The organism is Ruminococcus bicirculans (ex Wegman et al. 2014), assembly GCF_000723465.1.
Taxonomy (GTDB): Bacteria; Bacillota; Clostridia; order Oscillospirales; family Ruminococcaceae; genus Hominimerdicola; species Hominimerdicola aceti.
In genome coordinates, this window is record NZ_HF545617.1 from 399,781 (window position 1) to 425,207 (window position 25,427).

A 25,427-nucleotide genomic window follows, 5' to 3' on the forward strand; every position below is an offset into this window, starting at 1 on the left:
ATTTTGCGTTTTCATAAAACCTTTTGGCGGACATCTCGTCATTATAGGTGAAAGGACTTTCAATGAAGTATATTGTATAGGGGGGCGGAAAATGGAGGACAGCAAGATAATCGAGCTTTATGAAAGCAGAGATCAGCAGGCTATTTCACAATCGGATATAAAATACGGCGGATACTGTTATTCTGTGGGCTACAATATTCTTGGAGTCAGGGAGGACACGGAGGAGTGCGTGAACGAAACTTGGCTCAGGGCATGGAACTCCATTCCACCACAGAAACCCAGAATGCTGTCGGCATTTTTCGGGCGGATAACAAGAAATATCGCATTTGACAGATATCGTGCGTCAAAGGCCGCAAAGCGTGGAAAAGGTGAGATAGCGGCGGTCCTGGAGGAGCTTGACGAGTGCATACCTGACAATGACACCACCGAGAGTCTTTGCGACGGCAGACATCTTGAGGGGCTTATAAACGAATTTCTTGGCGAGTTGCAGGAGAGAGACAGAAATATATTTCTCCAGCGATATTGGTTTGCAACGCCTATAAAAGAGATATCAAAAAAGTATGCTATGAACCTGAACACAGTTAAGGCGAGCCTTTTCAGAAGCAGAAATAAGTTAAAGGCTTTGCTTGAAAAGGAGGGAGTTCTTTTATGAAAACAACAGGAGAGGATATTTTCAAGGCTTTGGAAAATGCTGACGAGCATTACATTGAAGAATGCAGACAGAGCGGCAGCGGCATAAAGATAAAAACCATATGGACAAAGTGGGCGGCTGTGGCGGCCTGCGGTGTTATCGCTGCGGCGACGGGTGTTATGATGTTTGCAGGCAGATCGGACAAAGATATAAAGGCAAAGTCTGCGGCTGACCAGCAGATGGCAGACGAGGAAGCAACAGTGTCATATAGAGTTCCTTGGGACGAATATGCAATGAATGCAAAATATGAGACGTTTGAATATAACGATGTGGAATATGTTTCAATGGGACATGTTGATAAGTCTTTTCTTGACAGCAAGCTCACCACCATGACTCTTGAAACGGAAAACTATGAGACAAACAAAAAGGAAACAACAAAAGCGGATATTTATTCAATAAAGGACTTGTCACCAAGCGTTTATCTGGCGGTGGTCTTTGATGACGGCTCTGTGGCGTGGTATGATGATTGGAAATACTCACCTGATTGCAAGACCGATATGACCCTTGATGACATAATAAATGACGTAAGTCTTGAAAAAACGGCTCGTGTGGACTATGCTTACAATGACGCAGGAATGGGCAGGCTCAGAAAGTATACTAATACCGACATCTCAAAGCTGCTTGACCTGTTAAAGGACGATAATGGTTCATACAATGCGGTCTATGAGGGAGATGCTTATGAGAGCGACCCTGATATTAATTTGTCGGTAACAAATGATGATGAATATTACATTGAGGGCGGAATAACAATAAGTTTCTATGTAGAAAGACTTGACGTCAACGGTACGGCTTATTTTACTGCTAACGGAGATCTGTATGTTCAGCTTTTTGCAGGAGATATATTAAAATTTGATATAGGCGGTGAAAAGGCAGAAAAGCTTGAAAACTGGCTCAATGAGAACTGCGAATACACTGACGAAAAGAAAAACGCTGAGGTCGCTGGCGATGTTGACCCTAGTGAGAAAGCAGTGACTTCTGTCGCCAAGGACGATTCTGATATGGCCGACGAAGTTGATATTGGATATATCGACTATTTTGAGGACGTTGGGGACAATACCTTTACAACAAAGGACGGCAGGCTCACGGCGAAATACTCCTATGAGGTAAGCGGAGGCGAGTTCATAAGCCATATTACCTACACAAACAACTGGGACAAGGACATGGTGCTTGACTTCACGACTGACCAGTATATCACCACAGAGGACAGTAAGGGCAATTCCACGAGCTATGGCGAAAATGGCGACAGAAACACCATGAACACTTTGCTCAAAGCCGGAGAGAGCTACACGTATGACTACAAGACGGATATTGGTGCCGACTATGTGAAAGGCACGGCAAAGATAACGCTTATCGCAAACACTGCAAGCGATAAAAACTGCAATGGAGTAAACTATGTGACGCTAAAAGATATAGAGATAGATTTTCAGTAATGAAATAGTTTAATGTGTAGTGGAGAACTAAGTTTTTTTCGATAAAAAGATAAAAGCCTGTCGTATCGGACTGATACGGCAGGCTTGATTTTATTTGTGCTTGTAGACCACACGCTCTTTTACGTCTATCTGCTTGTAGGATATTTTGAAGCCTATCCATGTGGCAAATGGATAGAGTAGAGGGAATATGGCGGTCATGATGAAAACAAACGGGGACATATCTTTCACGTCGGCAGAGTGGGCAGCCCAATCTATAAGAGGATAGAAGCAGGCGTCGAGAAGCTTATAGGCAGGCATGAAGTTAAACGAACCGCTGAATTTTGATATCATCAGCAGTATCATTGTTATGTAGCATGGTATGCTTGCAATAAGACCAAGTGTGAAGCCATAGTTAGGGCAATCCTTTTCACCGTGGAAGGTGACCTTATTTCTGGCTTCCTCTCCCTGTTTCAGACCAAAGTCAGCCATAAGGCAGACCACTGTGAGAAGTCCTGTAAGACCGAAAATTATATTTGCCAATGCACCGAAAGGCTTTGCAACTGCGATAAAAAAGAGAAATACGAAAATTCCGAAGAACTCTGTTTCCACCCATTTCAGCAGTGCGGTGAGTATAGCTTTTTGTTTGTTGTATTTTTCCATTTTAATACTCCCGATAAAAAAATAGTATAAGATAATTATACCACGTTATCGTGATATTTTCAACTGTTATGCAGATTTTTCATCTGATAATCACAAAAGCTTCGGGCAGGATAATAACATAAAAAGGAGAGTGATAGCCATGAAAAAGCGTGACAAGAGTCGTTTCCCGCAGGCTTCAGACGGCACAAAGGTATACAAGCCCCATGACGTTATCTCGGCAGGTCAGGAATATGTTGTGACGGACAATTACACTGCGCCAAACGGCAGAGTATACAATCGTCAGGAGCAGAATGCAGGCTGGGCGAGAAAATGGGTAGACGAGAACGAAAAGTAGCCGTTGAAAAACCTCCGCAGGTGTGATATAATTACAGTATATCATGATCTGCGGGGGGTATTTTTATGAAAAAGACAGCATTGGTAACAGGTGGCTCTGGCGGGATAGGCTCGGAGATATGCAGGGTGCTTGCTGAGGACGGCTGGCAGGTGGCTGTATGCTACAAGAATTGCAGGGCGGCGGCGGAAGCTTTGGTATCTGAGCTTAAAGAGCGTGGCTTATGTGCAGAGGTTTTTTACTGCGACATTGGCGACAAGGACAGTATAGATAAATGCGTGGCGGAAGTCAGGGACAGTTTGGGCTTTGTTACGCTTCTTGTAAACAACGCAGGCACAGCGGATATAGAGCTTTTTACTGACATGACTGACGAGAAGCTATGCGAGATGATGAACGTGAATCTGCTTGGCGTAATGCGTATGAGCAGGGCGGTGCTTCCTGAGATGATAAGGGAGCACAGTGGAAACGTGATAAACATAACCTCCGTATGGGGCGAGAAGGGAGCTTCCTGCGAGGTTGCATACTCTGCGGCAAAGGCTGGGCTTATAGGCTTCACAAAGGCTTTGGCGAGGGAAGTTGCCATAAGCGGCATAAGAGTGAACTGCGTATCCTGCGGAATGATAGACACGAAAATGAACGGTGAGCTGACGGAGGAAGATGTTCGTGTGATAGTTGATGACATACCGGCAGGCAGGATTGGCAAGCCGAGAGATGTGGCGAATGTTGTTCGTTTTCTCAGCTCAGAGGGAGCAGATTACATTCACGGGCAGGTCGTCAGAGTTGACGGGTGCTGGATATAGGTCACTCGCCATGACGGGCATTTTACGCTGCAATTTGTGATATGATGTAATTTTGCACCGCTTTTTGAAATGTGTAGGGGAGCGATGCAATTTCTGCTTTGCAGAAATGCGACGTCCCGCTCGGAGGAGTAATGCTGTGGTTGCCATATCCTTGATGTCAAATTATTTTTGGGGTGACATTGTGTGATATTTTTCAACAATTCAACGGGCGAGAAATATCGGGCTGTCGCATTTCGGTGAAACCGAAATTGAGCCAAGCCCCTACAATTCTGAATTTCTACAAGTTCTGAGAACGGGCGAACGATGTTCGCCCCTACAGATTATTCTGGCAGGTTTGTTGTGCCGCAAAATCGCTACGCTTGGTGCTTGTGCACAACTTTGGTCAGCTATGCTAATTCCTCACTCCTCACTCCTCATTTAGCTTCGCCGTGTATACTCTCCACACACATCTGCATATACTAAGTTAAAACATTTCTCCCCATCAGGACAAGGAGGTCAGTATATGGATTATCTTATGCTTGTGGATAAATTCAATCCCATAGATATGGGATTTTACGATCGTGTGGAGTTGACAGAGGTGAACGGCAAGTTTATGGAATCTCAGGCAGGAAATAGGCTCAGGCTTCTGCTCAAAAAGGCGGAAGCTGACGGCATAAAGCTGAAAATTATTTCCGCCTATCGCTCTTTTGAATATCAGCAGATGCTTTGGGAGCGTGAAGTATCTCACGAAATGTGGGGCGGTCTGAGTTATGAAAAGGCTGTGGAAAAGGTGGGCAGAACTCTCGCTCTCCCCGGGTCAAGCGAACACAACACCGGGCTTGCTGTGGATCTCGGCAGAGAGGGTGACAATGATGTGAGCGACGATTTTTACAAGACGCCTGAATCACGGTGGCTTTGTGCAAATGCCGCAGATTTCGGCTTTATCCTTCGCTATCCTCGCCTTAAAGAGCAGATGACCGGCATTGATTTTGAGCCGTGGCATTATCGTTATGTGGGCGTTGAAGCCGCTCGTATCATTGCCGCAGGCGGGCTTTGCCTTGAGGAATTTCTGCACTTTTACTCGGAAAAATATATCTGAAAATCCTGTGAAAATAATTGACAGAAAGAGCATTGTGTAGTATAATTATAACAAAGCTATGAGCGATAGCCGCAAGTTTTTGTATGCTATTGCGAAAGAAAGGAAGTTTTGTTATGTCAAACTATTCAAGAAAAAAGTCGTTCTGGACTTTAATGGGTGCGATGATACTTGTTGTTGCGTCAACTGCGCTTTTTGTATACAAATATTTTGAGGATAAGGAGCATGCCGAAAAGTGGAAAGACTATGAGGAGTGCGGTATACAGTAAATAACAGACAGCTTTAAAGGCACTGCTTTTTGTGAGCAGTGCCTTTGTATATCAACACAATTCATTGATGTAAAGTTTATCAAAATCGCTGAAAAAGCGTGCTTGCACTTGAAATGCGGTTTGAAATGTGATATAATAGTCGTAATGACCTGATGACAAACTTGTTCTAGGGAGGGACGTTATAATGCAGATAAGAGAATCAGCTGAAAATTATCTCGAAACGATACTTATTCTCAGCCAGCGCAAGGGCAAAGGCGAGGTAAGAAGCATAGATATAGTAAACGAACTTGAGTTTTCAAAGCCGAGCGTAAGTGTGGCAATGAAAAATCTCCGTGAGAACGGCTATATAACTGTCGACAAGGACGGTTATATTCGTTTGACAGACAAGGGCTTGGAGATAGCCGAGAAAATGTATGAGCGTCATACGTTGCTTTCACAGTGGCTCATAAAGCTTGGTGTTGACGAGAAAGTTGCAGTAGAGGACGCTTGCCGTATGGAACACGTTATCAGTGCGGAGTCCTTTGCGGCTATCAAAAAGCACACAGGTATGGCTTGATAAGATGATAATTGCCGTGGGTCTTCCTGCGGCATTTTTTATTGCAAACCAAAAAGGAGAACAGCTTTGTGCCGTTCTCCTTTTTCTGTTATTTGAATTTGTCTTTGAGCTTGTCAAAGAATGTTTTGCGCTTTGCGTAGTTCTTTTCACCGAGGGACTTTTCGTAGTCACGGAGCTTTTCTTTCTGCTCTTTGGTCAGATTGCGTGGAACTTCAACTGTTACACGAACGTAGTGGTCGCCGTGGTCGTTTCTGTTTACCTTCTTTATGCCCTTACCTCTCAGGCGGAACACTGTGCCTGTCTGTGTACCCTCTGGCACTGTGTATTTTACCTTGCCGTCAACTGTAGGAACTGTTATCTCGTCACCGAGAGTAGCCTGTGCATAAGTAAGCGGTATCTCTGTCCACACGTCATAGCCGTCACGCTCGAAAATAGGGTCAGGTCGAACTGTAATGTTGATGTGCAGGTCGCCGTTAGGACCTCCGTTTATACCGCAGTTGCCCTCACCGCCTACTCTAAGTGTCTGACCATCGTCGATGCCAGCAGGAACGTTTATCTCCTTTTCAGATACCTTCTTTACTCTGCCTTGACCGTTGCAGGTATGGCAAGGGTTGTCGATTATCTGACCCTTACCGCCACAGCGACTGCAAGTCGTGGTCTGAGCGATGTTTCCGAAAGGCGTTCTCTGTGTTATCCTTACTGTACCAGTGCCGTGGCAGTCAGGACAGGTCTTAGGCGAAGAACCTGCGGCTGCGCCTGTGCCGTGACAGTCAGGACATTTTTCGGCTCTGTTTATGCGAATTTTCACGGTCTTGCCCTTGCAGGCTTCCATGAAGTCAAGAACAACGTTCGCTCTTATATCCTCGCCACGTCTTGGTGCGTTAGGGTTAGCAGAACGTCCGCCACCGAAGCCTCCGCCAAATCCACCGAAAATGGAATCGAAAATATCGCCCATATCGCCAAATCCGCCGAAGCCTCCTGCACCTGCTCCACCGCCTGCGCCGTAGTTCGGGTCTACGCCTGCGTGACCAAACTGGTCATATCTTGCTCTTTTATCTTTATCTGAAAGCACCTCATAAGCCTCATTTACTTCCTTGAACTTCTCCTCGCACTCTTTGTCGCCAGGGTGAAGGTCAGGGTGATACTGCTTTGCAAGCTTACGGAATGCCTTTTTTAATTCATCGTCTGTGGCAGTTTTAGAAACGCCAAGCACTTCATAGTAATCTCTTTTTTCAGCCATATAAACGCCCATGCTCTGTAAGCTGCAGATCGTGAAAGTCTTGGGGCATGGGCTTGCCTCCTTTTTGTAAGTATAGTCCTTTCACGCTTTTCACACAGCCTTTTAATACGGCAATAGCCCCTGCTCGAAAAATCGGAGCAGAGGCAGCCGTTATGATTTATTCTGCGTCAGTAAATTCAGCGTCTATAACGTCGTCGCCACCGTTGTTTGAAGCGCCGCCGTTGCTGCCGCCATTTGCTCCGCCCATGTTGTTAGGGTCAAAGCCTGCGGCACCGCCTGCTGCCTGCTGTGCCTGTGCAGCCTGCTGATATACCTTAGTTGCAACGCCCTGGAATGTTTCCTCAAGCTCCTTGTGCTTAGCCTTGATAGCCTCGATATCAGTACCCTTGAGGGCTTCCTTAAGAGCGTCTATCTTAGCCTGACAAGCTGACTTGTCAGCAGCGTCTACCTTGTCACCGAACTCGCCCAGTGACTTTTCAGCCTGGAAGCAAAGCTGATCAGCAGCGTTTCTTGCGTCAACGTCCTCTTTCTTCTTAGCGTCCTCTGCTGCATATGCCTCAGCTTCCTTGACAGCCTTATCTATATCGTCCTTAGACATATTTGTTGAAGAAGTGATCGTGATGTTCTGCTCCTTGCCTGTGCCAAGATCCTTAGCGGAAACGTGTACAATACCGTTAGCGTCGATATCGAATGTTACCTCGATCTGTGGAACACCTCTTGGAGCAGGAGCGATTCCGTCAAGTCTGAACATACCGAGCTGTTTGTTGTCCTTAGCGAACTCACGCTCACCCTGAAGTACGTTGATATCAACAGCTGACTGATTATCAGCGGCAGTTGAGAATATCTGTGACTTCTTTGTAGGTATAGTTGTGTTTCTCTCGATGATCTTTGTGCAGATACCGCCCATTGTTTCAAGACCAAGTGACAGTGGAGTTACATCGAGGAGGAGCAGACCGTCCTTAACATCGCCTGCAAGTACGCCGCCCTGATATGCAGCACCAAGTGCTACGCACTCATCTGGGTTGATGCCCTTGAATGGCTCTTTGCCAAGGAATTTCTTAACAGCTTCCTGAACGGCTGGTATTCTTGAAGAACCACCGACCATAAGGACTTTCTGAAGGTCGTTAGCTGACAGACCAGAATCTGAAAGTGCCTGACGAACTGGTCCCATTGTTGACTCAACAAGGTCTGCTGTCATTTCGTTGAACTTAGCCTGTGTAAGTGTCATTTCAAGGTGCTTTGGACCTGTAGCGTCTGCTGTGATGAATGGGAGAGAGATAGTTGATGATGCAGTAGATGAAAGCTCTATCTTAGCCTTCTCAGCAGCTTCCTTAAGTCTCTGCATTGCCATTTTATCGCCTGAGAGGTCAACTCCCTCAGTCTTCTTGAACTCTGCGATCATCCAGTCGATAATTCTCTGGTCGAAGTCGTCGCCGCCCAGGTGGTTGTTACCTGCTGTGGCAAGAACTTCTGTAACACCGTCGCCCATTTCGATGATAGATACATCGAATGTACCGCCGCCCAGGTCATAAACCATGACCTTCTGATCCTCTTCCTTATCAATACCGTAAGAAAGTGCAGCGGCTGTTGGCTCATTGATGATTCTCTTTACTGTCAGACCTGCGATCTGACCTGCGTCCTTAGTAGCCTGTCTTTGTGCGTCTGTGAAGTATGCAGGAACTGTGATAACAGCTTCTGTTACCTTTTCGCCCAGATAAGCCTCAGCGTCAGCTTTCAGCTTCTGAAGTATCATAGCTGAAATTTCCTGTGGAGTGTAATCCTTGCCGCCCATGTGAGCCTTGTAGTCAGAGCCCATATGTCTCTTGATAGAAATTACAGTGTTGTCATAGTTTGTAACAGCCTGTCTTTTTGCTACCTGACCGATAAGTCTGTCGCCGTTCTTTGAAACGCCAACTACTGACGGAGTTGTTCTTGCACCCTCACTGTTAGGGATAACAACGGCTTCGCCGCCCTCCATAACTGCTACACAAGAGTTTGTTGTACCTAAATCTATACCGATGATTTTGCTCATAAGATCAAGTCCTTTCAAAATTTACTTAATTTATATCAAGACCTTAAGTCCCGATGTCTTTGTTTATGGGTTTGCTACTATTACCATTGCGTGTCTTATTACCTTGCCGCCTATGGTGTAGCCGTTTTGAAGCACCTGCGCCACAATATTTTCACCGAGGTCAGGGTCGTCAACTGTGCTTACAGCCGTTGCAACGTTCGGGTCAAATTCCTTGCCTGCAAGCTCCATGACCTCAACGTTGAGTTTTTTCAGAGCGTCGCTGAACTGATTGAAGATCATTTCAACACCCTGTTTATAAACTGCGTCCTGAGTTTCTGTGCCTAACGCTCTTTCAAAGTTGTCAAACACCGGCAGGAAGCCATTTATCACATTTCCCTTTGCTGTGTCTGTAAGCTCCAGTCTTTCCTTTGCGCTTCTTTTTCTGAAATTATCATATTCAGCCATAAGTCTGAGATACTTGTCATTTGCTTCGGCAAGCTCTTTTTTCAGCTTTTCTGTTTCGCTCTCCTCTGCCTTTTTCTCTGTATCCTCAGTGGCATTTTCTGCGGTATCCGCCGCTTCTTTCACTTCTTCGCTTTCAGCAGAGGTGTTTTCCTCTTTTTCAAGCTCAGTGTCCTTTTCAGTTTCCTTACTCAATTTACGCCGCCTGCCTTTCTTTTTATTCGTTTTCGTCATCTTCTTTGTTTTGCTCTTGTGGCTTTTCGGATATCATTTCCGATATCTTTCCTGTGAAATACTCGAGATATGGGATAAACTTCGCATAGTCGAGCCTCATAGGTCCTATAAGCCCCAGAGCACCTGCTGTTTTGCCGTCCTTTGAGAACGGAGCTGTTATAATAGAGGAGTTGTGGATAACAAACCCGTCACGCTCAGGGGAGAACATAACGTGAAGCCCTGAGAACGTTTCGTCAATAAATCCTTTAAGCTCCTTCTGATTATCGAGAAAGCTTATTATCTCATTTTGGTTGAAGTCCTTGCAGGTGAGAAGATTACTCTGACCTTTGATAGACACGCTGCTCATTTCCTTTGTCATCTTCATTATCTCGGAAACAAGCGGTGAAAGGGTCATCATGTACGTTCCCATTGCTTCTGTGAGCTTTTCAAGATAAGCGTCCGAAAGACTGTCGATAGGCACGCCGTTGAGATTTTCCTTTATGAAGTTATCAAAAAACTCAAGCTGATCCTGACTGAGGTCGAACTCCAATCGGCAAACCTTATTCTTTATAGAGCCGTTGGACGTTATCATCAAAATAACGTACATTCTCTTTCCTGTAGGTATTACCTCTACCTTTGAGATAAGCGAGAACTTTGGCGTTGCGTTTGCGACCACCGCCGCACATTTCGTAAGATCCGCCAATGCCATTGAAGCCTTGTTCACAAGGTCTTCCTCTGTGACATATTCCTGCGGTATCATTGAATCCAGCATTTTCTTTTCATTTGCTGTAAGCTGGTTTTGCTCCATGAGCTGGTCAACATAAAGCCTGTAGCCCTTATATGTTGGTATTCTGCCTGCGGAGGTGTGTGGCTGTTCGAGATAGCCTTGCTTCTCAAGCTCTGCCATTTCATTTCTTATGGTCGCTGAGGACGCTTTGACGTGAGCCATTATCGCCTTTGAGCCTACAGGCTCGCCTGTTACGATATATTCATTGACTACCGCTGAAAGTATTTTCAGCTTGCGGTCGTCCATTTGCTCACCACCCGTTCTTCTTGTTAGCACTTATTGTATTTAAGTGTTAGCACTCTTTCTTCTCGAGTGCTAAGTATAGTTTATACCCTTTTGACGATTTTGTCAAGAGGTTTAAGACTATTTTTCTCACAAATTTCAAAAATATTTGAAGTTCTTTTCCGTCATATTGCACAACACTTTGCTGAAAATGCAAAAAGCGGGCAGACCGCAGTGGTCTGTCCGCCCGATGTTGGAAAAAGATCAGATAAAATTATTCTTTTGTATAAGCAGAAAGATCAGGAACAGCAAGCAGGCTGTCGTCTGCTTCGCCTATGGAATCTACAGTGAAGTAAACTGCACTTGATTCGTCAGCACCATCTGGGAGCAGAACTACCTGCTTAAGGTCATATGTAGCGCCGTCAAAGCCGTAAACTATCTGACCCTCACCGCCTGAAACACTGCTGTCGAGTTTATAATACTCGTGAACAACGTTTGTTGTTGTGTCAATATATGCGTGGTCGAAATCGAGGGTCGCACCGAAAAGTATGTCGGCTGACTTCCACTGATTTCCGTCGTCGTCCTCAATGCTGTAGGTGGTCGTGCCTTCTGAAACGTTGTAAAGCTTTCCGTCGCCAGGGCAAACTGTGTATGACTTCATGCCCTGAACTGTGAGTGCCTGATAAGCCTTGCCGTCCTTTATGCAGATAGTATACTTTGTGCCGTTGTTTGACATCTGACCTGTAAGGTTCGCAAGATAGTTGCCCTCATACTTGTCTTTCAGCTGTTCAAAAGCCCTGAAATCGCCGTCAACGTCATAATCTGTCGTGCCTGCGTTTGTGGAAGTGCTGTCAGCTGTGCTTTCGTCAGCTGTGCTTTCGTCTTCTGTGCTTTCAGCAGGAGCGGTAGATTCTGCGGCAGCCGTTGTTGTAGTAGTTGTTTCAGCCTTTGAAGAGCTTGCAGTATAGCTCCCAGTGCAGCCTGCCATTGCTGTACACATTGCCAAAGCTGCAATAATAGTTACCATTTTCTTGTTCATAATATTTTGCCTCCGAAAAATGACAAGGATTACTCGGCTGACTCAGCGCCTGACTCAACATCGAGTTCAGCGTCATAAGGGATATCGTCAGTGCTCATATCGAAAGACTGCTCTGTCCAACTGTCAAAATCGTCAGGGAGCTTGACTTCAACGTTTTCAGTTGTGAATGAGTTTACTGTAACAGTAGTAGTTGAGCCGTCAGAGATAGTTTCTATCTTAACAATATCCTTTGTGTCAGCATTGAAGTAATACTTGAATGTTGTTGTGAAAGAATAATCGTCAGAATCGCTTGTGTCGAGAGTTACGCCTGATTCAAGCTCGATGCCAGGATCTTCTGTGTTTTCAAAAGTTTCGCAGATAAGACCGTCGTCAGTTGTTTCAGAGCTTATGAACTTGTAGCTGTCGTTAATGCCGTAGCCTATTTCGCTCTTGAAGTCGTCGATAGATTCTTCCATATCAACAGTGTAATACGTTTTTGACTCGCTGTCAAGTGTGTACATAACTCCGTCGATATTATAGATGTCCATATCCACGCCCATAAAGTTCATTTTCATGTGCATATTGCCGCCTGCTATCTCAACAACAGCTGATGAATTGTCATATTCGCTTGCCACTGTCATGTCGATAGCAAGGCTCTCGCCCTGAATCTTTTTTGTATACTGCGCTGTGAGAGTATCCTCGAGATCTGTGGCTGTGCCTGCTTCTGAAGCAGTTGACTCGTCAGCGGCTGTGCTTGTTTCTGCCTTTGATGTGCTGTCTGCTTTTGATGAGCTTGAAGAACTGCTGTCAGAACAGCCTGCCATTACTGCGCATGACATTATAAGTGAAACGAGAAGTGCAGTTATTTTTTTCATTATAAATACCTCTTTCTAAAATTTTAATAAATTATTATTGTTATATAACCTATACTCAAAACTATAACATATTTCACAAATAACGTCAATAGATTTTGTGAAATATTTTTCCCTTTTCGTATCGAACCACAAATCAACAAAGCTAAGAATGCTTGATTTAGGTATTTATAATCAAACATATTTGTGGTATAATGTGAATAGTAAGAATAAAAGGAGCGAATTATGAGATACGATAATATACATAAGGGCAAATTTCTGTCAAGACCGAACCGGTTTATCGCCAACGTTGAGATAGACGGCAAAGCCGAGGTCTGCCATGTGAAAAATACGGGCAGATGCAAAGAGCTTTTGATCGAGGGGTGTACTGTTTGGCTTGAACATTCAGACAGCGAATCGAGAAAGACCGCTTTTGACCTTGTTGCAGTGGAAAAAGGTGACAGGCTCATAAACATGGACAGCCAAGCCCCGAATAAGGCGGTAGGGGAGTGGCTGAGAGAAAAAATGCCTTTTGGCGAGGGCTTCTCGGTCTATCCCGAAAAGAAATACGGCAACTCACGTTTTGATTTTTACTTAGAGTCGCAGGATAGGAAGATCTTCATGGAGGTCAAGGGCTGTACGCTGGAGAAAGACGGCGTTGTGCTTTTCCCTGACGCTCCTACCATCCGTGGTGTGAAGCATATAGATGAGCTTTCTCACTGCCTTGATGAGGGGTATGAGTCTTATATAATGATACTCGTTCAGATGAGCGATGTGAAATATTTCACTCCAAATTATGACACTCACCCTGAGTTCGGAGAGGCTTTGGAGAAAGCTTCCCGAAAGGGCGTGAAGATACTATGCTATGACTGCAACGTGACCCATGACTCTATGACAGTGGGCAAGCCTGTTAAGGTGAAGCTGGGCAGGTAATATGACGGCTCGTCCTGCATATACATTATAATACTAAGATGTATATGGGAGTGACAGCATTGGATATAAAGAAAGTCTGCCTGCGTTGTGTTGCAGTTATAATTGTGGCGTTCGTTATGCCCACGGGGATATGGCTCTATGCAAGATCTGCAAGCAGGTTCGGCAGGGTGGCGGCTGTGGCGGCAGGGGTGGCTATGGGAGAATACAAGCCTTATTTTTCCGCTGATGATGATAGCAAAGCAACTGCGCAGACCGCATATCCAAGTAAGCTTGAAGCGGCGGTGGTGTCAAAGCACAGCATATGGGATATGGATATGGCGCCACAGGAGAAGCAAACGCCCTCTGTAAGCGCAGAAGTGCCAAGTCCTTTGCCTGCTCAGGACGTGACGGACAAGATACCATATCCTGCAAGCATGGAGGGGAATGATGGTGTTATAGAAAAATACACCTACGGCAGATATGACGGTGAGCAGTATTTCGACCTTGACGGCGGCGGTCAGGTGAGAAACTGCACTGAGCTTTCAAATGATGAGCTTTATGAGGAAAGCTCAAAGCCGTATGATTTTCAAATAGACGGAAATTCCTCTGAGCCGCAGATACTTATTTATCACACCCACGCCACGGAAAGCTTTGAGCCCACAGACAAAGACCACTATGACAGCTCCTTTTCCTGCAAGACCACCGACCCCGAAATGAATATGCTGTCGGTAGGGGACAAGATATGCGAACAGCTTGACAAAGCAGGCGTTGCGTATATCCACGATACACTTGTGCATGATTATCCCAGCTATGACGGCTCTTACGATTCGAGCCGAATGGCGGTAAAGCAGATATTGGAGGAGTACCCCTCTATAAAGGTATGCCTTGACGTTCACCGTGACGGCATAGAGCGTGAGGACGGCACAAGGCTCGCACCTGTGGCGGAGATAGAGGGCAGGGAAGCGGCTCAGCTTATGATAATATCAGGGTGTGATGACGGCACTATGGGTATGCCTGACTATATGAAGAATTTTCACTTTGCCTGTGCCTTGCAGTCGGCTTTGGAGAGCGATTGGCAGGGGCTTACACGTCCTATTCTGTTTGACTATCGCCACTATAATCAGGACTTGACCACCGGCTCGCTTCTTATAGAGGTGGGAAGCCACGGCAATTCTATCGCTCAGGCACAGTATACAGGCGAGCTTATAGGAAAGACCTTGGGTGAGATGTTCGGAGGAGAATAGGTGCAATAACGCACAAAATATGTGCGGCGAATTGTCTTAAAATGCCGAAAATACGGCTTTTAGCGGTTGGTTTCTTGACAAGAACGGGGTTTTGCGTTATAATTAAAGGGACTACATAAACGTTACAGCGTGAGAAATATATAATACGCTTATATTTTGGAGAACTGATATTATGAAAAAAATTTACCCCATGAAAAGAATAGCCGCAGGCTGTATGGCTCTGTGCATAGCTTTTGCCGCCTTTGGTTTTTCTGACGGAAGCGTAAGTGATATCGCTTTGGCGGATAACGATACATACAGCAGTCAGCTTGAAGAGCTAAAAAAGCAACAGCAGGAGCTTGATAAGCAGATAGCTGACGCTGACAAAAAGCTTGCCGACGAGCAGGACAACCTTGAGGCTATAAAGAAAAAATATAAATCCATACAGAAAAAGATAGCAAATTCAGAGAAATATTCCTCTGAGCTTGAAGATCAAATGGCAGAGCTTGACGGCAAACAGCTTGACACTCAGCACAGCCTTGACTTGCAGGAAACTGCAATAAACGAGGGCAAGGACGATTTTATGGAGCGTATTCGTGCAATGTATGTTGCAGGCGGAGCAGATTCGTACACGAACGTGCTGATAAATTCATCTGATTTTTATGATATTCTTATGAGGATAGAGCTTGTGACGAGAGTTGCAAAGCACGATAATGACGAGCTTAACGAGCTTTTGGATCAGTATAAAAAGCTTGAAAAGACCAAGGCGGAGCTTGATGAGCAGATAAAACAGCTCAAATCAAAGGCTGAGGAATATGCCAAGGAGCAGAAAACTTTGGCGTGCGAGCAGGCGGAGCTTCTGAAAATGGAGCAGGAGTCGGGCAAGCTTATCGAGCAGATAAAGAACGATAAGAGCGACCTTGAAAATAAGTCACAGCAGGTGGACAATAAGTATTCGGAGGTGTCCTCAAAGGCGAATACCACCACGACTACGACCACCACCAAGAAAAAGACTACCACCACCAAAAAGAGTGGCAACAGCGGTGAAAAGACCACTACCACGAAGAAGCCGGCTCAGACGGAAAAGCCTGACGAAACTACGGTTCAGACTACCACAACTCCGCAGGAAACAGCTAAGCCAAAGCCTGAAACAAGCAAAAAGACCACTACCACCACAACAGCAGCGCCTGCACCTAAGCCTGATAATTCAAGCAGTTCTAAAATAGACACTGTTGTTTCATATGCCAAAAGCATGGTGGGCGGAGCGTATGTATGGGGCGGTTCGCAGTTTGGTGCAACGGATTGTTCGGGTCTTGTGATGCTCTCGTTCGCACAGGTGGGAATAAATCTTCCACACTATGCGGCTTCGCAGGCTTTATACGGCACTACAGTTTCATATAACAACATGAAGAAGGGCGACGTTATCTTCTTTGGCGGAGCGTCGATCTCGAGCATTTACCACGTTGCTATCTATATCGGCGACGGCAAAATGGTACACGCCCAGAACACTGCCACTGGTATCGTTATTTCAAATGTTGAGTATTTTTCAAGATACAACAACATCACTATAATCAAAAGACTTATATAACGTAAAAACGCAGTCTGCAAAGGCTGCGTTTTTTTATATCTATAATGATTCAACATAAAACGCCACGAAAATTCATATAAAATTACTTAACTGTGAACATTCATTTTCAAACCTATTGACAAAGCTAAGTATTTGTGATATAATTAAATCAAATAAAGATTGTAGGCTTTGATAACAATTGCTGTACAAAACAGCAGTAAGGCAGGGGGAAGAATAATGGATAGTCTGAAAACGTGTTTTTTTGGCGGCTATGATAAGCTTGATACATTAAAATATATCGACACAATAACCAGCGAGATCTATATGCTGGAGTCGGCTATCGAAAAGAAAAAGAACGGTGATAACTTTGTTATCCCCGGAGAAACAGGTCAGCGAAAGCTTAAAGGCTCAGCGCTTGGTGGATTTGCAAAGCCTGATGTGGACAGCTACATCTGTGCGCTTCTTGGAAAGGCGGCTGAGCTTCGTGAAAAGCTTTGCAGCTAACGGCTAATAAAGGCAAAAAAATATCCGCAGAGGTCATTTTATATGGCTTCTGCGGTTTTTTGTCGCATCTAAAAGAGCAAAAAAATTAATACCCACTTCCATCGGCTGAAATGAGCATTAATTTTTTATAGAATTATGAAAGGGATTCTTTGGTATTTGGTAAAACCTAAAGACGAGGAAATGTATCAGCGACTTGGGGAATCGCAGAGGGAAAGAAGACAAAAACCTGACTTTAAGTTTTACCAATTACCAAAGCTTTTTTTGTATCTTCTGCTGTGATTATATAATACCAGTTCTGTGTGAACCGAATATGAATTTTCAGGGGATTTCGGAGAGTTTTTTGAAAAAAATAAATGTTAATCACCAGTTCACAATTATAAGCTATAATGTCATTATTGGGGAATTTTTTTACGAGGGAGGATATTTTATGTTTCAGATACTTGTGGTGGAGGACGACGCAAGCCTTAGAAAGCTCATGTCTGCCGCACTTAAACAGCATGGCTATGTGACTTTTCTTGCAAATGACGGTCTGGAGGCTTTGGACGTTCTTGAAAAAACGAATATAGACCTTATAATTTCAGATATAATGATGCCGAATATGGACGGCTATGAGCTTACAAGACAGCTCAGAAAGGCTGATTTCAACTTGCCTATACTTATGGTCACCGCAAAGGAGACCTTCGAGGACAAGCAGGAGGGCTTTTCTGCCGGCACAGACGATTATATGGTAAAGCCTATTGATATAAATGAGATGATACTCCGTGTGGGTGCGCTTTTAAGGCGTTCAAAAATGGCGTCGGAACATTCTCTTACTGTGGGAAACTGCGTGCTTGATTATGACGCTATGAGCGTGGCGGTTGACGGCGGAGCGGCGGAAACTATACCGCAAATGGAGTTCAAACTGCTTTTTAAACTGCTCAGCTACCCTGACAAGATATTCACACGCCGCCAGCTCCTTGACGAGCTTTGGGGAATGGATAAGGACGTTGACGAGCGTACTGTTGACGTTCACGTTAAAAGGCTGAGAGAGCGTTACGGAAGCTGTGAGTCATTCGATATTGTCACGGTTCGTGGACTTGGCTATAAGGCTGTGAAAAAGCAGTGAGGGATAAGCTTGAGGGGTGAGGGGTTTGGATAAGAAAAAGGCCAAAAATAAAACAAGTTTGCAGTTCAAGCTGACTCTTATGTTTTTCTTTGTGATGCTGGTGTCGGCTTCTATATCGGTGTCAGTGCTTGTAATGGTGTGCAGCCCTGTAATGAAAAGCAATGCCGAACAGCAGTTGGTGGAGCTTTCCATGGCAATGGATCAGCTTGAAGAAAAGGGCGGCTTCACTGTGGACGAGATAGTTTCCATTGTGAACAATTCAGCCTATAGTCTGTCAGTGGTGGATAAAAACGATTCAAGAGTACACGACCATTTTGCAGATATCGTGCATAAGGGATATTATGTGTCCTCAGAGGGCGTTGTGCCTAACGCAACTATAATCTCCCAGGTCTATGATAAGTTCGTTATCATAGACAGCTTTTCAAGCGACAGCGTTTACTGGGTAGTAAACCTTGTTGTCATAATAGCTTTTATGGTCTGTATAGTTATCGGTACTATTATAACAGCGTTCATGAGCCGAAGCATTATACAGCCTATACGAGATCTTAGTGCGGCGGCGGCTGAGATAGCAAAGGGCAATTTTAAGGTAAGAGTAAGAGAGCCGTCTGATCCTGAATACAGCATACTTGCGCAGAACTTTAACAAAATGGCTGAGGAACTTGCAGGTACGGAAACGCTGAGAGGTGACTTTATCTCAAACGTTTCCCACGAGTTCAAAACGCCCCTGGCTTCCATACAGGGCTTTGCAAAGCTTCTGCAATCTGACGATATAACCGAGCAGGAGCGTGAGGAATACACGCAGATAATAATCGACGAAACATCACGGCTTTCAAAGCTTTCGTCAAATATTTTGAGACTCACAAAGCTTGAAAATCAGAAAACAGTGGGCAAAAAGACAAGATTTTCTCTTGACGAGCAGATAAGAAAAATACTTCTTGTGCTTGAACCTGAGTGGTCGAAGAAAAAAATCGACCTTGATATCGACCTTGAGGATATCATGTATGTGGGCAGTGAGGAGCTTATGGCACAGATATGGCAGAATATCATCAACAACGCTATCAAGTTCACTCCGGAGGGCGGAAAGATAAGCGTGAAGCTTTTCCGCAACGAGAAAAATATTTCAGCGGAGATATGGGACAACGGTCCGTCTATAGCCCCTGACGTAAAGGCGAAGATATTTGATAAGTTCTATCAGGGCGACCGCTCCCGTGCAACAGAGGGCAACGGTCTTGGACTTGCACTTGTAAAAAGGATAATCGAGCTTTCCGAGGGAAGCATAGAGGTAGAAAACGATATGAAAAAAGGCGGCGTTTGCTTCCGCATAAGCCTGCCTTATCTTATTGAGGATATGATGTAGTGTAGGGGCAACCTTGGGTCGCCCGCCTATCACAGCCCATTATACATACGAAGATTTTTTGCAAACAAAAAGGAGCAGTTCATTGCGAATTGCTCCTTTTATCTGTCTATCATGTTTTAGAACAGACTTGCCACAAAGCCTGCTGCCACGCCGAAAACATAAAGTATTCCCATTATGGCGAAATTCTCTTTCATGTTGTGCTTGTTGGTCTTGAAAAGCACCAGAAGTCCCACTCCTGCTCCTGTGCAAAGTCCTGCGATAAGCGAGCCGAAGCTCACAACGCCCTCAATATAAAGCTGAGTGAGAACAACAGAAGCCGCACAGTTCGGGATAAAGCCTATTATTCCTGCTATGAACGGCTGAACTATGCTGTCAGACATAAGCAGGGTCTTAACAGTGTCCTCTCCTGCAAACTCCATTACCGCACCGAGAATAAGGTTTACCGCAAATATAAAAAGTATTATGCTTACAGTGTGGTGAAGTGCCGAGTGCAAAATACTGTGGTGTTCGCAGTCGCAGTCCTCACAAATCTCCTTGAAAGGCTCTTCGTCCTGTTTTTTGCCCATAAGCTTTAAGATAAGGTCAACAAGCACACCTGCTATTATAGCCACAGCTACCTTTATAAGAATAAGCTGCCAAAGCTTGCCGGCAAATGCAGGGTTTGCTATCATCATTGGTATTGCCTCGTCGCTTGTGGCAAGGTATACCGAAATGAGAGTTCCCATTGTGATGAGCCTGCCTGAGTAAAGGTTGGAAGCCACAACGGAAAATCCGCACTGCGGCACTGCTCCAAGTATGCTTCCTCCTATCGCACCAAAAGGTCCCATTTTTCTAAGAGCCTTTCCAAGCTTGTCGGCAGAACGATGTTCTATATACTCTATAAGCAGATAAACTCCGAACAGAAAAGGCAGTATCTTAAGGCTGTCTATTAATGCGTCAAGAAAAACGTCAACTAAAGTTTCAAACATATATCTATCTCCTGTAAAATATCCATGGTCTTAAAACGATCTCTGTATCAACTCGACTATTATACAATATTTATTCATCCTTGTCAATCTTATGTTTATATGATAATCTGTTCATTTGTTTACCCTTTTCAGCAACAAAAAAACGAGCGAAATTTCTCCGCCCGTTTGATGTTTTTATTCTGTTTTATACAGAACGCTTTGTAAAGCCGTCCCATGCGGTGAGTAGGAACACCACCATGTGTGCTATTAGAACGCCTACGGCAAAGGTCAGGCTGTGCTGAGCAAATATTGAGTAGCCCTTTGAGATAGAAGCAAGGTCTGTGTTTGCGAACACAAGGAATCTTGCCCAATCCTGTCCAAGCTGACCCAAAAGCTGTGTGACCGTTGAGCCTATGCACATTGTGAATACGCTGACGCCGATAGCAAGGGCTGTGCTTCTTACAAGTGACGAGATAGCAAACGCCAGTGTTGACATTACCACCATTTCAACGCTTTTCATCAGATATTGCTCTGCCGCATAAAGCAGTGTAGGCATTTCCTTTACATCGCCGCCGCTTACATAGATATAAGGCGTTGAGAAGCCGTCAAAGCCGAGCATAAGCCCTGTAATAGGTATCATCACAACGAAAAGTATGCAAAGCATTATGTAACCTACTGTGATGACAGTGAAGTATTTTGACATCAGTATCTTCCAGCGTTTAACAGGGTTTATAAGCAGGAACTTGACAGTTCCCTGTGAAAATTCAGAGGATACAATGCCGCCTGCGATAACGATAGCAAGCAGTGCGACTACCGTTACAAGGGAAGTGCTTGTGAGAAACACAGTCCAGAATGTTATCTGCTCAGGCTCGTCTGTTTCAAACAGCGTCATTTGGTTTGCTGTGTTGTCGAGCTTATCATTGTCAAGCTGATAGAGTGCAAGTTTTATATTATCCTCCAGCTTTGCTCTGCTGTTCTGTCCGTCAGACTTTGCGTCGCCCATGGTCGCAATGGTGTTTTTTGCGTTTGCAACTGTCATGATAAGATCGTTTTTCTTCTCGTTTGACTTGTCAAAGGAAATATCCTTGTCCAACCTGTATTGATATTCCCACTTTTCGCCCTCTGTGAGTATGTCATTATCCAGCCTGTATTGACAGAAGCCACGCCAATCGTTGTCGTCAAGATACTTCTTTATTCCTGACATATCACCAGTGCCGTTTGCGAATACGGCTGACAGTACATCATATCTCCAATCATCGCTGTCGATATCGTTGTCCATAAGATACTGCCACATTGCGATCTCGTTAGGGTCGCCGTTTGTGTTTTTGAGCCAATCTATGGTTTCCTGATAATCACCAGTTGCGTCATAGCTTGAATAGTTATTGCTCTCCATATTGTGCTTTGCAAAAAGTGCAATGCCTGAAAGTCCAAGCGCACATATTATTATAAGCACGATCATTATTTTTGTTGATAGCTTTTTGAAAACCTTTATGTACTCGTTTTTCACAAGTCTGAAAAATCTAGCCAATCTGTACGCCCCCTTCCTTTCCTCCTGTAAGCTCGATGAATACGTCCTCAAGCTTCTTGTTCTCTCTGCGGTGAACAGTGTAAAGTGAAACTCCGCCCTCGATAAGCGTCTTATTCACCGAGGCTATCTTTTTCTTCTCTATTTCCGCAGGGATAGAAAGGACAACTGCACCTGTTTCCTTGTCGATACGCTTGCCCTCGTCTGCGAGCTTTATAAGACCCATAGCCTTTTGTGGGTCGTCAACTTCAAGTACATATTCAGCAATTGAGCTGTCAGACTGTGAGATAAGCTCCTCCATTGTGTATGAGCCTATCATTTTTCCGTTTGCGATAATGCCCACTCTGTCGCACATCATTTCCATTTCGCTCATGAGATGTGACGATACCACAACGCAAGTACCTTCCTTGTGAGCAAGCTCTTTAAGTATGTCACGAAGCTCCTTTATGCCCTGCGGGTCAAGACCGTTTGTAGGCTCGTCAAGGATAAGAAGCTTTGGTCTGTGAAGGATAGCCTGCGCAACGCCAAGACGCTGACGCATACCCAGAGAGTATTTCGACACCTTGTCATTAATGCGGTTTGAAAGCCTTACAAGCTCCACCACCTCTTTGATACGCTCCTCAGTTACTCCCTCTCTCATTCTTGCATACTGACGGAGATTTTCCATGCCCGAAAGATACTTGTACATTTCAGGGTTTTCAACAATGCCTCCAACGTTTGCCATTGCGCCCTCAAAGTCTTTTCTGATATCCTTTCCGTTAATGGATATTTCCCCCTCGTCAAGCTGTAAAAGTCCCACTGCTATCTTTATAGTTGTGGTCTTTCCTGCACCGTTAGGACCGAGAAAGCCGTAGACCTCGCCACTGTAACACTCCATATCTATGCTGTGAAGTATCTGCTTTTTGCCAAGGGTCTTGTTAAGCCCCCTTATCTTTAGAATAGTATCACTCAACGCTGTCTGCCCCCTCGCTGTCAGTATTTTCTGCACTGCTGTCCGGAACTATCTCAGACTCAGCCTTGCTTTCATCAGCCACGCTGTCACTGTTGTTATCATCAAAGCTGTAATCCTCGCCATATCCATAGTCGCTGGACGTTGCTATCTTCCAGCCGTCAGATGTACGCAAAAGATAAAATTCAGCATTTTCATAACTGAAAATCGCCTTGTATGAAGATGTGCTGGGTTCATAGTTGTCGGAATTTGTGTAGTTACCGCTTGTCATGGTGTTTATGCCGTTGGTTGTGAGAAAAGTTGGGTCGCCCTTTGATACGTCATAGCACACATTGTATATCATAGTGACCTTTGCTCCGTCAGCTCCACTCTTGTTTATTGACATCTCTTTTATGTCATACTCAGCCGAGGTGATATCTCCTCCTTGCGTTGCAACTTCAGCTTGGTTTATTTCGTCCAGAAGTCCTGACTTTGACGAAGCGTACTCATTGTCAGAAGTGGTGTAGTCAGCATAATGCTTATCCACAAAATCTGTAAGTTGACTTTTTAACTTATCACTGCTTCCAACGTTTGCACTTGTCAAGTCTGCGATATAATCCCTCATGGTCTGTTCTATCTCAGGCTTGGAAGTCTTGAACTGGTTGTTATCATACGCTGTGTAGCATACAACGCCCAGCGCAAGCACACCGCCAAGAACCAGACCTCTGTTTATGTTTCTTAGTTTCAAAGTTTCTCCTCCTTGTGTTTTATCTTTTTCAGACGTATTTTTTAGTGGCGTATATAAGTTTATCATAGCCCGTTCCAACTGTCAACCGCTTTAAGAAACGCTTAAGATTTTCATAAGACAACCATACAGACCATAAGATAAAATACATTCTTTGTTTAAATATCTGTAGTGGTGAACAGTTCGCTCTCCTTATTAGCGTATTTGCAAGCAAAGCAAAAAGGCGGTGGAACACGCACGATAACGTATTCCACCGCCTATATGAAATGAGGAAAATTATCCTTTTTATAAAAACAGCTTCAGGTCATTCTCTGCCTTTTTCGGGTCTTTAAGACTTATGCTCCTTACCGCCTTTCTCAGCGGCAGTACCCTTGACGGAACTACCGACAGCATATCCACATCAAGCTCCAGAAATATCTCTGTGAGCGTTGGGTCGCCTGCTATCTCACCGCAGATGCCTGCTTTTATGCCGTTTGCATGGGCGTTGTCGCACACCATTTTTATCATTCTAAGCAGTGCCCTGTGATTTTTCGGTGATACCCTGTCATAACATGGGTTTTGCCTGTCAAGTGCAAAGGTGAACTGCTCAAGGTCGTTAGTGCCGATGTTGAAAAAATCCACCTCTTTGGCTATGATATCGCTTGTCATCACCGCCGCAGGGGTCTCTATCATTGCCCCGAGCTTAACATTGTCGGCAAATTTCTTGCCCTCTTTTATAAGCTCTGCCTTGACCTGCACGATAAGCTCTTTCACTCTCAGTATCTCGCTCACGTCTATGACCATAGGCAGAAGTATTGAAAGCTGTCCGTAAACAGACGCTCTGTATAACGCCCTTAGCTGTGTTTTGAATATGCTTTCTCTTTCAAGACAAAATCGTATGCCTCTACAGCCCATAGAGGGATTTCTCTCAGCACTCATGTCTGCACAATCTGGTATCTTGTCTGCACCTATATCATAAGTGCCTATTATGACCTCTTTACCCTCCATTGCCTCCAATGCCTTGCGGTAGGTGTAAAACTGAAAATCCTCGTCAGGAAAAGCAGGTCTGTCAAAGCACATAAACTCTGTTCTGAAAAGACCTATCCCCCCTGCGTCGTTTTTTACCGCCAATTCAAGCTCCTCAGAGTTGAGTATATTCGCATATATCTTTATCTCATGTCCGTCACGAGTGATGTTTTTTCTGCCTTTGAGCCTTGTGAGAAGTTCCTTTTTCCTGCCCTCAACGGCTTCCTTGTATTCAAGCTGTCTGAGAGTATGCTCATCAGGCTCTATGTAAAGCGTTCCGCTGTAGCCGTCAAGAACGGCTTCCTTGCCCTCGTATTCGTCAGAAAGCTCCGCTCCAACGTTCACAATGGCAGGTATGCCAAGATTTTTCGCAAGTATCGCAGTATGAGAGTTCACAGAACCGGACCTTGTGCAGAAGCCCTTTATCTTCGTCTTGTCCATGAGCAGGGTTTCTGAGGGCATAAGGTCGCCGGTACAGATAATGGCATTCTCTCTGAGTATGGGAAGCTTGTCGGCACAGTTTAATATGTGTCTTAAAAGTCTGTTTGAAACGTCCTTGACGTCAGCCGCTCTGCTTTGCATATATTCGCTGTCCATTTGTGCCAGCATCTCCGCAAAGCTTCTTGAAGTGCTTGCAACTGCATAATCGGCATTGAAATGCTCGTCAAGTATCTTTGTGCGAATACTGCTGTCGTATTGCTCGTCGGTGATAAGCATTTGGTGTATCACAAATATTTGAGCGTCGCCTTCCCCAACGCTTAACCTTGCACGGTCATAAAGCTCCCCAAGCTCCACAAGAGCAGCGTTTTTAGCCTTGACATATTTTTTGTATTCAAGTTCAGGGTCGGACACTTTTATCTTGTTGATGATAAATTCGTCACGATGATAAAAGGTCAGCTTTCCTCTTGCAATGCTTCCGAATACCGATCGTCCTTTTATGCTTGTCATGAGCGCTCACCCCCAAAAAACATACCTATCTGATATAATTATATCACCCTTTGATTAATGATAAAA

Annotated in this window: 25 protein-coding genes; 13 read left to right on the forward strand and 12 right to left on the reverse strand. The window is 44.7% G+C overall.

Annotated features, from left to right (window positions below; all coding sequences use genetic code 11):
- Positions 1–91: 91 nt before the first annotated feature.
- A complete protein-coding gene (locus RBI_RS12240) occupies positions 92–652 on the forward strand; it encodes an RNA polymerase sigma factor (protein ID WP_041337390.1) in 561 nt (186 codons plus the stop codon).
- Positions 649–2,121, forward strand: a complete 1,473-nt coding sequence (locus RBI_RS12245) for a hypothetical protein (protein ID WP_041337391.1) — start codon at positions 649–651, stop codon at positions 2,119–2,121. The genes RBI_RS12240 and RBI_RS12245 overlap by 4 nt, the downstream gene beginning before the upstream one ends.
- A 90-nt stretch (positions 2,122–2,211) precedes the next feature.
- On the opposite strand, the gene RBI_RS12250 is transcribed toward RBI_RS12245, so the two are convergent.
- Positions 2,212–2,760 carry a hypothetical protein gene (locus RBI_RS12250; RefSeq protein ID WP_041337392.1) on the reverse strand — a complete coding sequence of 183 codons (549 nt, stop codon included), beginning with the start codon at positions 2,758–2,760 and terminating at the stop codon, positions 2,212–2,214.
- 139 nt (positions 2,761–2,899) lie between these two features.
- On the opposite strand from RBI_RS12250, the gene RBI_RS12255 reads away from it, so the two are divergent.
- The 5 genes from RBI_RS12255 (at position 2,900) to RBI_RS12270 (ending at position 5,791) form a co-directional block, all read left to right on the forward strand.
- A complete protein-coding gene (locus RBI_RS12255) occupies positions 2,900–3,094 on the forward strand; it encodes a hypothetical protein (protein WP_022287722.1) in 195 nt (64 codons plus the stop codon).
- Between the two features lie 65 nt (positions 3,095–3,159).
- Positions 3,160–3,891: an elongation factor P 5-aminopentanone reductase gene (gene ymfI, locus RBI_RS12260; protein WP_041337394.1), complete on the forward strand. Its 732-nt coding sequence runs from the start codon at positions 3,160–3,162 to the stop codon at positions 3,889–3,891.
- Positions 3,892–4,393: 502 nt separating this feature from the next.
- On the forward strand, positions 4,394–4,969 hold the full coding sequence (locus RBI_RS12265; protein ID WP_022287720.1) for a M15 family metallopeptidase: 576 nt from the start codon (positions 4,394–4,396) through the stop codon (positions 4,967–4,969).
- A 113-nt stretch (positions 4,970–5,082) separates the two neighbouring features.
- Positions 5,083–5,235: a hypothetical protein gene (locus tag RBI_RS14850; RefSeq protein WP_022287719.1), complete on the forward strand. Its 153-nt coding sequence runs from the start codon at positions 5,083–5,085 to the stop codon at positions 5,233–5,235.
- 184 nt (positions 5,236–5,419) lie between these two features.
- Entirely contained in the window at positions 5,420–5,791 is a 372-nt protein-coding gene (locus RBI_RS12270; protein ID WP_022287718.1) for a metal-dependent transcriptional regulator, read from the forward strand.
- An 88-nt stretch (positions 5,792–5,879) separates the two neighbouring features.
- Here the strand turns inward: RBI_RS12270 and dnaJ are convergent, their stop codons facing one another.
- The 6 genes from dnaJ to RBI_RS12300 all read right to left on the reverse strand — a co-directional run bounded on the left by dnaJ (position 5,880) and on the right by RBI_RS12300 (position 12,619).
- A complete protein-coding gene (gene dnaJ / locus RBI_RS12275) occupies positions 5,880–7,031 on the reverse strand; it encodes a molecular chaperone DnaJ (RefSeq protein ID WP_041337735.1) in 1,152 nt (383 codons plus the stop codon).
- A 157-nt stretch (positions 7,032–7,188) separates the two neighbouring features.
- Positions 7,189–9,063, reverse strand: coding sequence for a molecular chaperone DnaK (gene dnaK, locus RBI_RS12280; RefSeq protein WP_041337396.1), 1,875 nt, complete (start codon positions 9,061–9,063; stop codon positions 7,189–7,191).
- 63 nt (positions 9,064–9,126) lie between these two features.
- A complete protein-coding gene (gene grpE, locus RBI_RS12285) occupies positions 9,127–9,699 on the reverse strand; it encodes a nucleotide exchange factor GrpE (RefSeq protein ID WP_022287715.1) in 573 nt (190 codons plus the stop codon).
- 22 nt (positions 9,700–9,721) lie between these two features.
- Positions 9,722–10,750, reverse strand: coding sequence for a heat-inducible transcriptional repressor HrcA (gene hrcA, locus RBI_RS12290; protein ID WP_041337397.1), 1,029 nt, complete (start codon positions 10,748–10,750; stop codon positions 9,722–9,724).
- A gap of 250 nt (positions 10,751–11,000) precedes the next feature.
- The gene (locus RBI_RS12295) at positions 11,001–11,765 is read right to left on the reverse strand and encodes a hypothetical protein (RefSeq protein ID WP_041337398.1); all 765 of its coding nucleotides are present in this window, start codon (positions 11,763–11,765) and stop codon (positions 11,001–11,003) included.
- Positions 11,766–11,794: 29 nt separating this feature from the next.
- Complete coding sequence (locus tag RBI_RS12300; protein ID WP_041337399.1) at positions 11,795–12,619, reverse strand: hypothetical protein; 825 nt, start codon at positions 12,617–12,619, stop codon at positions 11,795–11,797.
- A gap of 222 nt (positions 12,620–12,841) precedes the next feature.
- Between RBI_RS12300 and sfsA the strand changes: the two genes are divergently transcribed.
- From sfsA to RBI_RS12330, 6 genes are all read left to right on the forward strand, one after another.
- A complete protein-coding gene (gene sfsA, locus RBI_RS12305; RefSeq protein ID WP_041337400.1) occupies positions 12,842–13,528 on the forward strand; it encodes a DNA/RNA nuclease SfsA in 687 nt (228 codons plus the stop codon).
- Positions 13,529–13,587: 59 nt separating this feature from the next.
- Positions 13,588–14,751 carry a stage II sporulation protein P gene (spoIIP, locus tag RBI_RS12310; protein ID WP_041337401.1) on the forward strand — a complete coding sequence of 388 codons (1,164 nt, stop codon included), beginning with the start codon at positions 13,588–13,590 and terminating at the stop codon, positions 14,749–14,751.
- A gap of 172 nt (positions 14,752–14,923) precedes the next feature.
- The gene (locus RBI_RS12315) at positions 14,924–16,318 is read left to right on the forward strand and encodes a C40 family peptidase (RefSeq protein ID WP_051706920.1); all 1,395 of its coding nucleotides are present in this window, start codon (positions 14,924–14,926) and stop codon (positions 16,316–16,318) included.
- Positions 16,319–16,534: 216 nt separating this feature from the next.
- Positions 16,535–16,801: a hypothetical protein gene (locus RBI_RS12320; protein ID WP_022287708.1), complete on the forward strand. Its 267-nt coding sequence runs from the start codon at positions 16,535–16,537 to the stop codon at positions 16,799–16,801.
- Positions 16,802–17,228: 427 nt separating this feature from the next.
- Positions 17,229–17,906, forward strand: a complete 678-nt coding sequence (locus RBI_RS12325; protein ID WP_022287707.1) for a response regulator transcription factor — start codon at positions 17,229–17,231, stop codon at positions 17,904–17,906.
- A 25-nt stretch (positions 17,907–17,931) separates the two neighbouring features.
- Positions 17,932–19,263, forward strand: coding sequence for a sensor histidine kinase (locus RBI_RS12330; protein WP_242843697.1), 1,332 nt, complete (start codon positions 17,932–17,934; stop codon positions 19,261–19,263).
- 116 nt (positions 19,264–19,379) lie between these two features.
- Here RBI_RS12330 and RBI_RS12335 read toward each other — a convergent pair whose 3' ends face one another.
- From RBI_RS12335 to ptsP, 5 genes are all read right to left on the reverse strand, one after another.
- Positions 19,380–20,231 carry a putative manganese transporter gene (locus tag RBI_RS12335; RefSeq protein WP_022287705.1) on the reverse strand — a complete coding sequence of 284 codons (852 nt, stop codon included), beginning with the start codon at positions 20,229–20,231 and terminating at the stop codon, positions 19,380–19,382.
- Positions 20,232–20,415: 184 nt separating this feature from the next.
- Entirely contained in the window at positions 20,416–21,738 is a 1,323-nt protein-coding gene (locus RBI_RS14295) for an ABC transporter permease (RefSeq protein WP_051706923.1), read from the reverse strand.
- Positions 21,731–22,687, reverse strand: a complete 957-nt coding sequence (locus RBI_RS12345; protein ID WP_041337404.1) for an ABC transporter ATP-binding protein — start codon at positions 22,685–22,687, stop codon at positions 21,731–21,733. Before RBI_RS12345 ends, RBI_RS14295 begins: the two co-directional genes overlap by 8 nt.
- Positions 22,680–23,411 carry a hypothetical protein gene (locus tag RBI_RS12350; RefSeq protein WP_041337405.1) on the reverse strand — a complete coding sequence of 244 codons (732 nt, stop codon included), beginning with the start codon at positions 23,409–23,411 and terminating at the stop codon, positions 22,680–22,682. The genes RBI_RS12345 and RBI_RS12350 overlap by 8 nt, the downstream gene beginning before the upstream one ends.
- A gap of 282 nt (positions 23,412–23,693) precedes the next feature.
- Positions 23,694–25,361 (reverse strand): phosphoenolpyruvate--protein phosphotransferase, encoded by a 1,668-nt coding sequence (gene ptsP, locus RBI_RS12355; protein ID WP_041337406.1) that lies wholly within the window; start codon positions 25,359–25,361, stop codon positions 23,694–23,696.
- Positions 25,362–25,427: the final 66 nt, after the last annotated feature.